The organism is Ottowia beijingensis, from assembly GCF_042680925.1.
Taxonomy (GTDB): Bacteria; Pseudomonadota; Gammaproteobacteria; order Burkholderiales; family Burkholderiaceae_C; genus Ottowia; species Ottowia beijingensis.
On record NZ_JBHUEP010000001.1, the window covers coordinates 269,806 to 282,829 of the forward strand.

General features: G+C 71.1%; 14 protein-coding genes. 9 read left to right on the forward strand and 5 right to left on the reverse strand.

Annotated features, from left to right (window positions below):
- Positions 1–259: 259 nt before the first annotated feature.
- The 4 genes from ACFSCU_RS01280 (at position 260) to ACFSCU_RS01295 (ending at position 5,626) form a co-directional block, all read left to right on the forward strand.
- Positions 260–2,320, forward strand: a complete 2,061-nt coding sequence (locus ACFSCU_RS01280; RefSeq protein WP_377559745.1) for a VIT and vWA domain-containing protein — start codon at positions 260–262, stop codon at positions 2,318–2,320.
- 263 nt (positions 2,321–2,583) lie between these two features.
- Complete coding sequence (gene xrtQ / locus ACFSCU_RS01285) at positions 2,584–3,495, forward strand: exosortase Q (protein WP_377559610.1); 912 nt, start codon at positions 2,584–2,586, stop codon at positions 3,493–3,495.
- 117 nt (positions 3,496–3,612) lie between these two features.
- Complete coding sequence (locus ACFSCU_RS01290) at positions 3,613–4,176, forward strand: hypothetical protein (protein ID WP_180551761.1); 564 nt, start codon at positions 3,613–3,615, stop codon at positions 4,174–4,176.
- Between the two features lie 79 nt (positions 4,177–4,255).
- Positions 4,256–5,626 (forward strand): biosynthetic peptidoglycan transglycosylase, encoded by a 1,371-nt coding sequence (locus tag ACFSCU_RS01295; RefSeq protein WP_377559613.1) that lies wholly within the window; start codon positions 4,256–4,258, stop codon positions 5,624–5,626.
- A 117-nt stretch (positions 5,627–5,743) separates the two neighbouring features.
- Here the strand turns inward: ACFSCU_RS01295 and ACFSCU_RS01300 are convergent, their stop codons facing one another.
- Positions 5,744–6,124 carry a hypothetical protein gene (locus tag ACFSCU_RS01300; RefSeq protein ID WP_180550364.1) on the reverse strand — a complete coding sequence of 127 codons (381 nt, stop codon included), beginning with the start codon at positions 6,122–6,124 and terminating at the stop codon, positions 5,744–5,746.
- A 65-nt stretch (positions 6,125–6,189) separates the two neighbouring features.
- Here ACFSCU_RS01300 and ACFSCU_RS01305 point away from each other — a divergent pair, with 65 nt between their 5' ends.
- Complete coding sequence (locus ACFSCU_RS01305; protein WP_377559616.1) at positions 6,190–6,636, forward strand: DUF6683 family protein; 447 nt, start codon at positions 6,190–6,192, stop codon at positions 6,634–6,636.
- Between the two features lie 145 nt (positions 6,637–6,781).
- On the opposite strand, the gene ACFSCU_RS01310 is transcribed toward ACFSCU_RS01305, so the two are convergent.
- On the reverse strand, positions 6,782–7,477 hold the full coding sequence (locus ACFSCU_RS01310) for a GNAT family N-acetyltransferase (RefSeq protein ID WP_377559618.1): 696 nt from the start codon (positions 7,475–7,477) through the stop codon (positions 6,782–6,784).
- Between the two features lie 223 nt (positions 7,478–7,700).
- Here ACFSCU_RS01310 and ACFSCU_RS01315 point away from each other — a divergent pair, with 223 nt between their 5' ends.
- Positions 7,701–8,438: a DUF4124 domain-containing protein gene (locus ACFSCU_RS01315; protein ID WP_377559620.1), complete on the forward strand. Its 738-nt coding sequence runs from the start codon at positions 7,701–7,703 to the stop codon at positions 8,436–8,438.
- A gap of 173 nt (positions 8,439–8,611) precedes the next feature.
- On the opposite strand, the gene ACFSCU_RS01320 is transcribed toward ACFSCU_RS01315, so the two are convergent.
- Complete coding sequence (locus ACFSCU_RS01320) at positions 8,612–8,926, reverse strand: hypothetical protein (protein WP_377559622.1); 315 nt, start codon at positions 8,924–8,926, stop codon at positions 8,612–8,614.
- Between the two features lie 267 nt (positions 8,927–9,193).
- Between ACFSCU_RS01320 and ACFSCU_RS01325 the strand changes: the two genes are divergently transcribed.
- From ACFSCU_RS01325 to ACFSCU_RS01335, 3 genes are all read left to right on the forward strand, one after another.
- Entirely contained in the window at positions 9,194–9,802 is a 609-nt protein-coding gene (locus tag ACFSCU_RS01325; protein ID WP_180550360.1) for a hypothetical protein, read from the forward strand.
- A gap of 345 nt (positions 9,803–10,147) precedes the next feature.
- On the forward strand, positions 10,148–10,414 hold the full coding sequence (gene infA, locus ACFSCU_RS01330; protein ID WP_180550359.1) for a translation initiation factor IF-1: 267 nt from the start codon (positions 10,148–10,150) through the stop codon (positions 10,412–10,414).
- Between the two features lie 152 nt (positions 10,415–10,566).
- Positions 10,567–11,142: a protein-L-isoaspartate O-methyltransferase family protein gene (locus ACFSCU_RS01335; protein WP_377559624.1), complete on the forward strand. Its 576-nt coding sequence runs from the start codon at positions 10,567–10,569 to the stop codon at positions 11,140–11,142.
- A gap of 476 nt (positions 11,143–11,618) precedes the next feature.
- Here ACFSCU_RS01335 and ACFSCU_RS01340 read toward each other — a convergent pair whose 3' ends face one another.
- Both ACFSCU_RS01340 and ACFSCU_RS01345 read right to left on the reverse strand, forming a co-directional pair.
- Positions 11,619–12,710, reverse strand: a complete 1,092-nt coding sequence (locus ACFSCU_RS01340) for a 3-deoxy-7-phosphoheptulonate synthase (RefSeq protein ID WP_180550358.1) — start codon at positions 12,708–12,710, stop codon at positions 11,619–11,621.
- 56 nt (positions 12,711–12,766) lie between these two features.
- A complete protein-coding gene (locus tag ACFSCU_RS01345; RefSeq protein ID WP_180550357.1) occupies positions 12,767–13,012 on the reverse strand; it encodes an ATP-binding protein in 246 nt (81 codons plus the stop codon).
- Positions 13,013–13,024: the final 12 nt, after the last annotated feature.

Below are 13,024 nucleotides of genomic sequence, written 5' to 3' on the forward strand. Positions count from 1 at the left end.
CGCACTTCATCGCGCCTTCCCGTGGCGATTCCACAGTGGCGGTCATGCGGCGGCCGGGATGTGAGGGCCGGCGCCGCAGCCCCGCCACCTCACCACTTGAAGAAGGAAGAACACCATGCGCGCCTTTCCATCCACCAATGCGCTGACCGCGCTGCGCGAGTTGCCCGCCGCCGCGCTGCGCAGCGCGCCACCCTTGTTGCAGGCCCCGCTGCGGCGCACGCTGCGCAGCGGCCAACGTGCCGGCCAGGTCGCGCAGCGCATGGCCTGGTATGCGCTGCTGTCGGCGCTGGTGCTGCTGGCGCCGCCCACCCGCGCGCAGAACGCGCCAGAAGGCACCCAGGCCGAGAGCCCCTACTTCTTCGTGCAGGGCGCGCAGCCCGGCGTGGAGGCGCTGCCGCTGAAAAGCACCGACGTGCGCGTCGACATCAGCGGCGTCATCGCCGATGTGGTGGTGACGCAGCGCTACAAAAACGAGGGCACGGTGCCCATCGAAGCGAAGTACCTGTTCCCCGGCTCGACGCGCGCGACCGTCAACGGCCTTCAAGTCCGCATCGCCGACCGGCTGATCACCGCGCAGATCCGCGAGAAGCAGCAGGCTCGCATCGAATACGATCAGGCCAGGAAGGAAGGCAAGACCGCCGCGCTGCTGGAGCAGCACCGCCCCAACGTGTTCCAGATGAATGTCGCCAACATCCTGCCCGGCGACGACGTGCTGGTGGAGCTGCGCTACAACGAGCTGCTGGTGCCGCAGGACGGCAACTACCAGTTCGTGTACCCGACGGTCGTCGGCCCCCGCTACGCGGGCACCGCGTCGAACGCACCCAGCGAAACGACCAGCGGCAGCACGCCCGCGCACGCCCAGGCCTTCCCTGCCCAGCCCGTGCTGCGCCAGGGCGAAGTCAGCCCCAGCGCGTTCAACCTGAAGGTCAACCTGGCCAGCCCGATCGGCATCCAGGACATCCGCTCGCCCAGCCATGCCATCGACACGGCCATGGACGCGGGCACCGCATCGAAACGCGCCAGCGTGCAGCTGGCCGCAGCGGCCAGCCGCGTGGCCAACAACCGCGACTTCATCCTCGACTACCGCCTGGCCGGCAGCGCCATCCAGTCCGGCGTGCTGCTGCACCGGGGCGAGAAGGAAAACTTCTTCCTCGCCATGGTGCAGCCGCCCCAGGCTGTGCCGCAGGCGGCCATCACGCCGCGCGACTACGTGTTCGTGGTCGACATCTCGGGCAGCATGCACGGCTTTCCGCTCGACACCGCCAAGTCGCTGATGCGGCAGCTGCTGGGCAACCTGCGGGCCAGCGACACCTTCAACGTGCTGCTCTTCTCGGGCTCCAACCGCATGCTGGCGCCGCACTCGGTGCCGGCCACGCCGGCCAACGTCAACGCGGCCATCCGCACCATCGAGCAGATGGGCGGCGGCGGATCGACCGAGCTGCTGCCGGCGCTGCGCCGCGTCTATGCCGAGCCCAAGGCGCCCGAGCTGGCGCGCACCGTGGTCGTGGTGACCGATGGCTACGTCACGGTGGAAAGCGAAGCCTTCGCGCTGGTGCGCCAGCACCTGGGCCAGGCCAACGTGTTCGCCTTCGGCATCGGCAGCTCGGTCAACCGACACCTGATGGAAGGCCTGGCGCGCGCCGGCATGGGCGAGCCCTTCATCGTCACCCGGCCCGACGAAGCCAAGGCGCAGGCCGAGCGCTTTCGCAAGCTGATCGAATCGCCGGTGCTGACCAGCGTGAAGGCGCGCTTCGAGGGCATCGACGTGTACGACGTCGAGCCGCAGCAGCTGCCCGACGTGCTGGCCGAGCGCCCGGTGATCGTGTTCGGCAAGTGGCGCGAGCACGCCGGCACCACGCCGCCGAACCTGATCGTGGAAGGCCGCGCCGCGCACGGCCCCTACACGCAGACGCTGCCCATCGACGTGGCGGCCGACGGGCCAGGGACCGGCGCGCTTCGCCTGCTGTGGGCACGCCACCGCATCGCTGCGCTGAGCGACGAAGAGGCACTGACCGGCGGCGAGGCGCAGAAGGCCGCCATCACCAAGCTCGGCCTCGACTACAGCCTGCTGACGCAATACACCAGCTTCATCGCAGTCGACAAGGTGGTGCGCAACCCGGGTGGACGAGGCGCGACGGCGAACCAGCCCAGCCCGCTGCCCGAAGGCGTGAGCAACCTCGCCGTGGGCGAGGCCAGCGCCCTGGGCGCGGCGGTGAGCAGCACGCCCGAGCCCGAAACCTGGGCCGCGATGCTGGTGGTGCTGGCCGTGCTGGGCGCCCAGGCTGCGCGCCGCCAGCGCCGCCAGCCGTTCACGGCCTGAGTGCCTTCTCCCTCTCCCGCCTGCGGGAGAGGGTTGGGGTGAGGGTGTCTCCCCCCCCTCCCCCGCTGGGGGAGGGCTGGGGTGGGGGCCGACCGCGCATCCATTGCAACGCCGCCGCCCCTCACCCCAGCCCCCGGATCAAGTCCGGGGCAGGCGCTCTCCCCAAAGGGGCGAGGGAGCCAGTCCCCGGACCACTTTGCTCCAGTATCAATAGCTTCCAACGCTTGCCAGATCAGCGCTACAGGCCAAAAAAACCTCAGATCATGTCCATCACCTTCCTCACCCGCTCCCCCCGCCTGCTGTCCGCTGCCATGCGCCTCGACCGCGCGCCGGCCCTCGCGTGGATCGCGCTGCAGACCGCCGCGCTGTGGCCCACCTGGCGCTGGATGGCGGCGCGCATGGCCGATGGTTCGGACGACCCGCTGGGGCTGCTGGCGCTCGCCGCCCTGGCCGCGCTGCTGGTGGCGGTGCGCGGGCAGCTGCGCAGCGCACCGCGCCTGCCGTGGCTGGCAATGGCGCTGGCGGGCACGCTGGCCGCCACGGCGCTGCACGGCCACGTCGCACCGCTGCTCGGCAGCCTGCTGGCCATCGTCGCCTGGGCGGGCGGCCTGCTGGCGTTTCTGCCGGACGAACGCCGCGGTGCCATGCAGGTGCGCGACGGCGTGCTGCACGCCGCGCCGCGCTTTCCCATCGCCGCCCTGCCGGTGCTGGGCCTGGCGGTGCTGGCGCTGCCGCTCATCGCCTCGTTGCAGTTCTATGCCGGCTACCCGCTGCGCGTGCTCACCGCCGAGGTCAGCCGCTGGCTGCTGCTGCCGTGGTTCCACGTGCTGCGCGAGGGCAGCAGCCTGAACGTCGACGGCCTGCTGGTCATCGTCGATGCGCCTTGCTCGGGCGTGCAGATGGCGTGGGCCGGCTACTTCACCGCCTGCGCCGTGGCGCTGTGGGCCGGGCGCGGCGACCGCGCCTTCGCGCTGCGCCTGCCGCTGGTCGGCGCCGCCGTGCTGTTGGGCAACGTGCTGCGCAACACCGCGCTGGTGGCGCTGGAGGCCACGGGGCGTGGCACGCCGGCCTTGCATGAAGGCATCGGGCTGGTGGCATTGGCAGCCGTATGTGGCGCCGTGGCGTGGGCGATGGCGCGCGGCACATCCTTGTGGGAGCGGCCTTGGCCGCGATGAGCGCCAACCCGGCGTGCGACAGCCCCATCGCGGCCAAGGCCGCTCCCACAGTTGAAAACCGCTGATCGCCACTGCCGACGCACAAGGCCCGCCTTCTTGAAAACCCTGGAGAACACCATGCCCTGGATGCTCAACACTTTCGCCCACCGCGTGCTCGGCAAGAGCCTGTTCGGCGCTGCCATGCTGGCTTGTGCGTTGTGGGGCGCTGGCAGTGACGCAGCCATCCCCGCGCCCAGCCATGCCGCCACCGAACTGCCCGCGCACTGGCAAGGCCAGCCGGTGCGTCCGCTGGCGATGAGCGCCGTGGAGCAGCGCTTTGCCGAGCGCTTTCCCGGCACCATCGCGCGCCTGACCGACGGCCGCCAGATCGTGGTGCTGCGCGACGTGGCCGTGCCCACGCGCATGCTGCACCCGGCGGCCGACTGCTACCGCGCCATCGGCTACCGCATCGAGGGCGAGCGGCTCGAACGAACGGCGGAACACGCCGATGCGCCCGTGCAGCGCTGCTTCACCGCGCGCAAGGGCGACGTTCAGCTTCGCGTGTGCGAGCAGATCGAGGACGCGCACGGCCAGCGCTTTGCCGACACCTCGGCCTGGTACTGGGCGGCGGCGCTGGGCCGCAGCCAGGGGCCGTGGCGCGCCGTCACGGTGACGCGGGCGCTGTCCGCCGGATCCACATAAAAAACGCTTGCAGCGCCCGTCCATCCAGCGCGATCAGCTATCAAATTCATATTCATCACGCCGTTTCAGGAGAGCCGCCATGACCCGTGCCGAATCCTTCCAGCGCCTGCTGCGCCGCTTCGTGCGCGGCCTGCTCATCGTCGGCGTCGCCCTGCTGCTGGCGCTGGGCGCGCTGTGGGCCACGCTGCGCATCGCGCTGATGCCGGCGGCGGGCGACTGGGCCACCGAGATCGGGCGCGGCCCGCTCACGCTGCGGGCCAGCGTGCCGCAGCTGGTGTGGCTGGCCACCACGCCGAGCATCGGCCCGCTGCTGCACGGCCTGCGCGTGCACAGCCCGATGGGGCCCGTCACCTTGGGCTGGATCGCCGCCGGCCAGGAAGGCCCCGAGCCGGTGCTGACCCTGCACTGCGAGCCCTGCACCCTGCCCCTGCCTGCCGCCGTGGGGCAGCACCGGCTGGCGGTGCCGGCGGTGCAGCTCGCGCTGTCGCGCCATGAGGTGCAGCACCTGCGCGGCACGCTGCTGCTGGGCGCGCACGACCCGCAGGGTGATGACGCCGTCATCACCGCCCGCTGGCAGGCGCGCCGCCAGGGTGCCGGCTGGAACGTGCGCCTGCAGGGGCCCGACGCCCCCGCGCGCCACTGGCTGGCGCTGCTGGCGCCCGGCCTGCCCGAACTGGCCGTGGCGCGCATCGACGGCCGCATCGGCGCAGATGCCGAACTGCGACTGCCCGCGCGCACGCTGCAAGTCACGCCGCGCGTGCAGGGCCTGGCCGTCAGCGGCCTGGGCACCGAGCGCTGGGCGCACGCGCGCTCGTCCTGCGGGCCGCACCGCGTGCACGATGCGCGCGGCTGGCTGGCGCGCGCCGTGCTGGCGGCCGAGGACCAGCGCTTCTTCGAGCACCCCGGCTACGACCTGGCCGAGCTGCTCGCCGCGCTCGACGCCAACCAGCAGCACGCCGCCATCCGGCGCGGCGGCAGCACCATCACGCAGCAGGTCGCCAAGCTGATGGTGGCCGGGGACGAGCGCACGCTGGCGCGCAAGCTGCGCGAACTGCTCTACGCGGTGGAGATCGAGCAAACCCTGGGCAAGGCGCGCATCCTGCAGCTGTACCTGAACCTGGCGCCCTGGGGCGAGGATGCGCAGGGCCGCCTGCTGTGCGGCGCCGACGCCGCTGCGCGCCACTACTTCGACGTGCCCGCGCGCCGCCTCAGCCCGCGCCAGGCTGTCACGCTGGCGGCCATGCTGCGCAACCCGCAGCGCGAGGCCGCGCGCTGGGCGCAAGAAGGCAGCGTGGACCGCGACCGGCTGGCCTGGATCGCCCAGCAGGTGCGTGGCGTGCCGGTGCGCCAGCGGCGCGGGCTGGTGGCGCAGCTGCAGGCCGAGTCGTCACCGCAGGCCGTCACGTCTGTGCCAGCGGACCGTACCGCGATGATCGTGGACGGGCTGTGAATTCAGGGATATGTGGGAGTATATTACTTTAGCGCCCGACTGGCGGGCGCTGCAGAGAACCATATTGGGGAGTATGCGGCGGGCGGGGCGCCGCGCATTCAGGGCGCGGCCTTGCACTCAGACCGGCATGGCGGCGAACTCGGCGATGCGCTGCGCCAGATTGCGCGGGTTGATGGCCCAGCGCTCGGCGTCGTCGTATTCGAAATCCGCACCCACCTCGCCGTTGCTGCCGATGCGCAGCAGGCACGCAAGCCACGGCCGGCCGGTGGGGCTGGCGGCGGTCATGGCCTCGTGCAACTGCTCCAGCAAGTCCAGCGACTCGCCGCCGCGCGGCGAGGTGGCTTTCCATTGGCCCGACAGGTCAAAGCTGTACCCCGCCATGCCCGCGCTGCCACCATCCATCTCACCCACCATGATCAACTTGGACCAGCCGGGCTGGCGCTCGGTTTCCGCCAGGAGGGTCTTGCACAGCGCAACGAGCAGTTCGTCTTGGTTCATGGGCGAAGCTGTCACACGGGCATCGCCGCGTATTCCTGAATGCGCTGCTTGTAGTTGTCGGGTGTGTGGCTCCAGCGCTCGGGGTGCAGGGGCAGGTGCGCACGGAGTTTCGCAAGCTGCTGGATGGCTTTCGCCAGATCGAAAAGCAGTTCGGCCTACCGCCGAACGACGTGGCCAGCGCCGTGGCGGCCTTTCTGGCCGGCAGCTACATGGGTTACCGTAACGCCAACTTTCCCGATGAGCACTTCAAGCCGCTGGTCGCGCCCATGCGCGAGGCCCTGGCGACCGATGCGCGCTTTGCGCAAACGGGGCATGCCGAACGGCAGGACATGTTCGAGCAACTGGCCACGCTGGGCATGCTGATGGCCACCACGCAAATCGGTCTGCAGCGCCAGCCGGATGCCGGTATCGAGGCGCGCATGCGCCAGACCGGCAAGGCCTATCTGGAGGCGTTCCTGAAAACCGGCGCCGAGCGGGTGCGCCTGACCGCGGCTGGCCTGCGCGTCGACTGATTCCAATTCCGGATCAAAGCTGCAATAGCTCGTAATTCCGGCGCAAGCCGGAATCCAGACGGCGTGCGCGGAGAAACATGGATCGCGGCCTTCGCCGGGATGACGGTGATCGACGCATTGAATTGGAAATGGAATGAGCTGGCGGCTACGCCGCGGCGGCGGCTCGCCGCAGCCTGTCGCGCCGTGGCAGGCGGTGCCAGTCGGCCCAGCGGTCGCGCCCGAGCCGGAACTGCGCCGCCTGGTGGCCGTTGTAAGGCGCCAAGCCCGTGCCCTCGAAGCCCAGCACGCGCAGGCAGTGGGCGGCCGAACGGTTGGCCGGGTCGCAATAGCCGAACACGCGCTCGCGCCCCAGGCCGTCGAAGGCGCGCCGCAGCAGCCACTCGCCACCATCCAGCGCCAGAGTGCCGCCCCAGGCGTCGGGCCGCAGGCGGGCGCCGATCTCGAGCTCGTCCGGGTCGTCGATGACGTGCACCAGGCTGAACCAGCCGCTGAAGCGCCACTCCGGCGCTTCCACCAGCGCCAGCAGCGCGTCGTTGATCTCGCCATCAGCATGCGCCTGGCGCGCCTCGGCCAGCGTGGCCGCGTCGGGCGGCAGGGCGCGCTCGGCGCACCAGATGCCCGTGCCTTCGTGCCGGCGGTAGAAATCCCGCAGGCCGGCGATGAAGCGCGCCGCCGTGGCGGGCTCGTCCAGCGGCAGGTCGTCCACCAGTTGCGCGCGCACGCGCGGGTCGCGGTGCATGTCGGCCAGGTCATCCGTGTCGTGGGCGGCAAACTCACGCAGGCGCAGCCGCGCGCTGGCGGGCCAGGGCGGTGCAGGCAGGGGCGGCGCGGCGGCGGTCATGGCTGCGGGCACTGTAGCCGGGGCCAATGACGGCCGCCAGCTTGGAGGTTTACCAACAATCTTTTGCTATTCAATAAATAGCTGCCTGCGCTTGTCGGTAAAGGCTAAAAACCCGATTTGACTCGAATTTTCTGCATGAAGCCTTCACCGCCTGCGGATGGGCCGCCTCCCGTATCATTCGCCCTTGCCGCATCCGCCGCGCGGCCTGCCCGCCGCTCTCGCCATGCCCCCCGATCCTCACGACCACCCCGACCAGCCGCTGCGCCCGCCCGAGCCCGAGGCCGAACAGAGCCTGTGGCGCTGGTTGGTGGCGGCCGTGCTGGTGCTGGTCATCGTGGTGGGTGCCTACCAGGCGTACGAATGGCTGGTGAATGACGTGGAGCGCCGCCGCGCCGTGGCCGAGGCGCCCGCCGCGCCGCCACCGCCGCCCGCCGCGCGCGCGCGCCAGCCCGACGCCGCTCCGCCCGTCGGGCGCACCGTGCAGCCGGCGCAGCCCAGCGCGCCGCTCGAGGCCCCGGCGCCCGCCGTCACCGGCCAGGCCATCCACAAATGCGTGGTCGACGGCCAGGTGACCTATTCCAACCAGCCCTGCCCCGACGGCGCCGCCAGCGAAGCCCTGCAAGCCGATGGCGAAGACCCGAATGGCGTCGTCGGCTCCACCGGCGACAGCGTGCCCGTGCTGGTGGCGCGCCCGACCAGCCTGGGCGTGGGCGATCCCAGCCACCAGACCGCCGTGTGCGGCTACCTGCTGGCCGAGATCACGCGCCTGGACTTCGAGTTCAGGCAGCCCCTGCCGCCCAACGTGCTCGACCACATCTCCAGCCGGCTCAGCGCCCTGCGTGCCGAGCACGCCGCCGCCCAGTGCGCCCCGCTGCCCAAGGCGGCGGCCGATGCCAAGGCCGCGCCCGCCGCGCGCAAACGCCCGGCGGCGAAGGTGGTGGACGAAAAGCCGGGCGATTGAGGGCCTGGCGAGCGCTTCAAGTTTTCTTGATAGTGCAGCAAGTTTTATAGCTGTTTGCGCAATGTAGACGGGCGCTAAAGCCGAAAAAGACAAGAAAAAACCCGGCCTGAACAGGTCGGGTTTTTTCATATGGCGGCGGTCAACTCGGGGCCATCGCCCCGGGCCGGCCGCACTCAGGGCCGGGTGGAGCGCGGCGCCGGCATGCCCGCCGGTTTGCCGGCGCTGGCGGCACCGCTGGCCGCGCTGGCCGGCATGGCGGGCGTCAGGTCGGCCGGCAGGGCGCTGCCGCCGCCAAAGGCCGCGCCGCCGCGCGGGGCCGTGTCAGCCGCTGGCGCCGGGGTGGCGGGTGCCGGTGCTTTCTGCACCGTTCCGGTGGCGGCGCCAACCGGCGCGCCCATCGTGCCCTGCGCCGCGGCCGGCAGGTTCCAGGCCAGCGCCGTGGTCATCAGCAGGGCGGCGGGGACGGTGCGAAGAATGCGTTGAGACATGCGTGAATACCTTTCGGTGGTTGAACACAAGGCGCAGTCTGCCGGCTTTGCCCGTTACATGACGGGCGCAAATGTTGGCGTTGTAACGATGTGAATGCATACTCACATTACAAGTCGCAAGGCTTGGCCGGGAGCTGTCGGCGTGGCTGTCAGCGTGTGAAAGCACCGGATCCGCGGCTTCATCCGCCGCCTGCCCTTGCCAGCCGGGGGCTGGGTTGGCTACCCTGCCGCCATGGCGCCCCGAGGCGCCGCCTGGCCCATGCACCCATGCCGAACGACCCGCCTCCCTCCTTTCTCAGGCCGCCGCCGGAGCGCGGCGTGCCCCTGGGCGCGTGGCTGACCGGCCTGGTGCTGCTGGGCGTGTTGGCGCTGCAACTGCTGCGGCTGACAGCGGCACCGGCGCCCGAGCCAGCGCCTGCGGCCGCGCCCGCACCCACCGCCCCGCCGGCCCCTGCCGCGCGGCCCGCCCCCGTGCCCGCCGCGCCCGCGCTGCCGCCGGCGCGCGTGTCGCCCGCGGTGCCGGGCGACACCGTCGTCACCCGCTGCGTGCAGGCCGGGCGCACCACCTTCACCGACGGCGACTGCGCCCCCGGCGCCCAGGCCAGCGAGTTGCGCGTGCAACGCGACCTGAACCTGGCCGACGGCGCCGCCCACCTGCCGCGTGCCCGGCCGCAGCGGGCGCCGCAGGCCGCCGCGGCGCCTGGCGGCAACGCGGCCCGGGTGGGCATCGACCGGCGCAGCGAATGCGCCGCGCTGGCCCGGCGCATCGAGCAGCTCGACGCCCAGGCGCGCCAGCCGCAAAGCGGGCAGATGCAGGACTGGATCAGCGAACGCCGGCACCAGGCGCGCAGCCGCCAGTTCCAGCTGCGCTGCTAGGCGTTGCCGAACCGCGCCGCCAGCACTGGCGCCAGACCGCCCTGCTGGGTAAAATAAAGGGTTGCCCTCACGACCCATTGGCGCGGGGGGAGTGCCGCAGACAGCACGTTTTCGCCTTGTGGTTATGCCTGGTGCGCCCCTTCATACCTGCCCGCCGGCAGCGCCGCACACCGTGCCGCCACTGCCCTTGCCGATCAGCCCTGAAAGGGCGGCGGTGCCGGGCCTTCGCAGCGTCCGCGCCGGGTCCGTGCCCGACCAGCGCGCGCCGCGCAGACCGCCCTTTCAGCCCGGTCCCCGCTGTGACGCAGACAGAGTTTGTAAGCATTGAAGGATTCAGGAGAAACGATGGCGAAGGAAGAACTGATCGAGATGCAAGGCATCGTCAACGAAGTGCTGCCGGACACGCGCTTTCGCGTGACGCTGGACAACGGCCACGAGCTGGTGGCTTATTCCGCCGGCAAGATGAAGAAGAACCACATCCGCATCCTGGCCGGTGACCGCGTGACGCTGGAGCTGTCGCCCTACGACCTGACCAAGGGCCGCATCAACTTCCGCCACCTCGAGCGCCGCGGCCCGGCCCCCACCGGTGGTGGCGGCCAGCGCCGCCGCTGACGCGCGGGCCCGCAGTGACCCGCCACGCAGGCCGTCGCCTGTGGCTTCACTGCCTCATTGTTGCCGGCGCCCTCGGTGCAGTGGGGCCGGCAGCCGCTTCGCGGACGGGCGCTGCCGTGCCGCAACCCTCCACGCCTTCGGGCGTCCGCGCCATGACAACACCTGACACCCTGGATGCGGTGGCGGCCGCCTTCGCCGCCCACCCGCGCACCGGCTTCCTGCCGCCCGAAGTGCGCGATCAGGCCGGCTACGACGGCCCCCTGCCCATCGGCCACGGCCAGACCAATTCGCAACCCCGCACCGTCGCCAACATGCTGCGCCTGCTCGATGTGGCGCCGGGCATGCGCGTGCTCGACGTCGGCAGCGGCTCGGGCTGGAGCACCGCGCTGCTGGCCCACCTGGTGGGCGCCACCGGCGAAGTGCGCGGCGTCGAACTGGTGCCCGAGCTGGCACGCTGGGGCGCCGCCAACCTGGCCGCCACCCAGCAGCCCTGGGCCAGCATCGTGGCCGCCACGCCCGGCGTGCTGGGCTTGCCGGCGCACGGCCCGTTCGATCGCATCCTGGTCTCGGCCGAGCCCGACACGCTGCCGCAGACGCTGGTCGACCAATTGAAGGACGGCGGCGCCATGGTGATTCCGGTCGCCGGCGAGATGCTGCGCGTGGTGCGCCGCGGTGACAAGACCGAGATCACGCGCCACGGCGGCTACCGCTTCGTGCCGTTGAAATAAGAGGCACCCCCCTGAGTCGCCTGCGGCGCCTTCCCCCCTCTGCTGCGCGAGGGGGGATAACGCCAGCGGGCGGGCCAAGCCCTTGCGCGGCGTTCACTGGCGTGGCCTGCTCTGCGGCCATTGGAAAGGGGCGGAAAGCGCGGGGTGAGTGGTCGCGGCGGGCGCCCCGATACGCCTTCTTGTAGGAGCGGGCTTGCCCGCGATGACGGCGCCTCGCCCTTCCAACCGCCCTAGCGCGGGCAGGCCCGCTCCCACAAAGCTGCTGGGGCCATATACTCACTGTCACGCAAGCCGCCAGCGCCCGTCCATCAAGCGCCGACAATGCATACTCCCTTGCCTGCGCTCCGGTCTTGTCCACTGCGGGGCCAGCGGCTACCGTTTCGAGCCCTTGAGGTGGGCCAGCCGGCCGGGGCAGATACTCCCTGCCATGCAAGCCGCCAGCGCCCGTCCATCAAGTGCTGGCGATGCATACTCCACTATTTGCGCGCCACCCGCCGCGCCCGCACCGCCGCCGCCAGCCCGTCCAGCACCGGCACCGTCTGCTCGAAGCTGATGCACGCGTCCGTCACCGACACGCCGGGCTTCAGCGCTTGGCCGGGCACGATGTCCTGCCGCCCTTCGTGCAGGTGGCTTTCGATCATCACGCCCATGATGCGCGCGTCGCCCGCCGCCACCTGCGCGGCCACGTCTTCGGCCACCACGATCTGGCGCGCGTGCTGCTTGCTCGAATTGGCGTGCGACAGATCGATCATCACCTGCGCGCGCAGGCCGGCGTCCTTCAGCAACGCGCAGGCCGCGTCCACATCCGCGGCGGAATAGTTGGGCGCCTTGCCGCCGCGCAGGATGACGTGGCAGTCGTCGTTGCCGCGCGTCTCGAACACGGCGGCCTGGCCCATCTTGGTCAGGCCCAGAAAGGCGTGCGGAGACTGCGCGGCCAGGATGGCGTCGGCCGCCATCTTCACGCTGCCGCCGGTGCCGTTCTTGAAGCCCACCGGGCAACTCAGCCCGCTGGCCAGCTGGCGGTGGCTCTGGCTCTCCGTCGTGCGGGCACCAATCGCGCCCCAGCTCACCAGGTCGCTGATGAACTGCGGGCTCAGCAGGTCGAGAAACTCGGTGCCCACAGGCAGGCCCAGCGCCAGCACCTCCAGCAGCAGGCGCCGCGCCATCTGCAGCCCTTCGTTGATGGCGTAGCTGCCGTCCATGTGCGGGTCGTTGATGTAGCCCTTCCAGCCCACGGTGGTGCGCGGCTTCTCGAAGTACACGCGCATCACCACCAGCAGGTCGTCCTGCAGCCGCGCGGTCTCGGCGTGCAGGCGGCGCGCGTACTCCAGCGCCTGGTTGTGGTCGTGGATCGAGCAGGGCCCCACCACCACCACCAGCCGGTCGTCGGCGCCGTGCAGCACGCGCGAAATGGCGGCGCGGCTGGTTTCGACCAGGTCTTGCGCCGCCTCGGGCGCGGGCAGCCATTCCTGCAGCAGCGCGGGCGTCAGCAGCGGGCGCACGGCGCGGATGCGCGTGCCGTCGATGCGGGTGGTGTCGTGGGTGGAGGAGGATGCAACGGAGGCCATGCGCCGATTATCGCCTTTTGTGCCGCTGGCGCCCGTGGGGCAAGCGCAGGCAGCTATCAAATTGATATTTTCGAGGATGCAGTCGGCGCTTTGACTCGAAGCATCGTGATCGCCCCGAACGGGCAGCGCACGGCGCACAGCGCGCAGCCGGTGCAGCCCGCCGCGTCATGCAGTGCACTGGTCTTGCGCCCGCCCTCGGCCCGCAGCCACAGCACGCGCGGCGCACACACCGCCACGCACCAGCCGCAGCCGGTGCAGCGCGTGGGGTTGATCAGCGGCACGGCGCGGGCAGGCGCTTTCATGATGCCTCATTC

What these genes read in the sequence shown, in the direction of transcription:
- ACFSCU_RS01280 (WP_377559745.1), top strand. Translation starts at nt 260, where the DNA reads ATGGCCTGGTATGCGCTGCTGTCGGCGCTGGTGCTGCTGGCGCCGCCC.
- ACFSCU_RS01295 (WP_377559613.1), top strand. Translation starts at nt 4,256, where the DNA reads ATGACCCGTGCCGAATCCTTCCAGCGCCTGCTGCGCCGCTTCGTGCGC.
- ACFSCU_RS01290 (WP_180551761.1), top strand. Translation starts at nt 3,613, where the DNA reads ATGCCCTGGATGCTCAACACTTTCGCCCACCGCGTGCTCGGCAAGAGC.
- xrtQ (WP_377559610.1), top strand. Translation starts at nt 2,584, where the DNA reads ATGTCCATCACCTTCCTCACCCGCTCCCCCCGCCTGCTGTCCGCTGCC.
- ACFSCU_RS01340 (WP_180550358.1), bottom strand. Translation starts at nt 12,710, where the DNA reads ATGGCCTCCGTTGCATCCTCCTCCACCCACGACACCACCCGCATCGAC.
- ACFSCU_RS01315 (WP_377559620.1), top strand. Translation starts at nt 7,701, where the DNA reads ATGCCCCCCGATCCTCACGACCACCCCGACCAGCCGCTGCGCCCGCCC.
- ACFSCU_RS01345 (WP_180550357.1), bottom strand. Translation starts at nt 13,012, where the DNA reads ATGAAAGCGCCTGCCCGCGCCGTGCCGCTGATCAACCCCACGCGCTGC.
- ACFSCU_RS01320 (WP_377559622.1), bottom strand. Translation starts at nt 8,926, where the DNA reads ATGTCTCAACGCATTCTTCGCACCGTCCCCGCCGCCCTGCTGATGACC.
- ACFSCU_RS01310 (WP_377559618.1), bottom strand. Translation starts at nt 7,477, where the DNA reads ATGACCGCCGCCGCGCCGCCCCTGCCTGCACCGCCCTGGCCCGCCAGC.
- ACFSCU_RS01325 (WP_180550360.1), top strand. Translation starts at nt 9,194, where the DNA reads ATGCCGAACGACCCGCCTCCCTCCTTTCTCAGGCCGCCGCCGGAGCGC.
- ACFSCU_RS01335 (WP_377559624.1), top strand. Translation starts at nt 10,567, where the DNA reads ATGACAACACCTGACACCCTGGATGCGGTGGCGGCCGCCTTCGCCGCC.
- ACFSCU_RS01300 (WP_180550364.1), bottom strand. Translation starts at nt 6,124, where the DNA reads ATGAACCAAGACGAACTGCTCGTTGCGCTGTGCAAGACCCTCCTGGCG.
- infA (WP_180550359.1), top strand. Translation starts at nt 10,148, where the DNA reads ATGGCGAAGGAAGAACTGATCGAGATGCAAGGCATCGTCAACGAAGTG.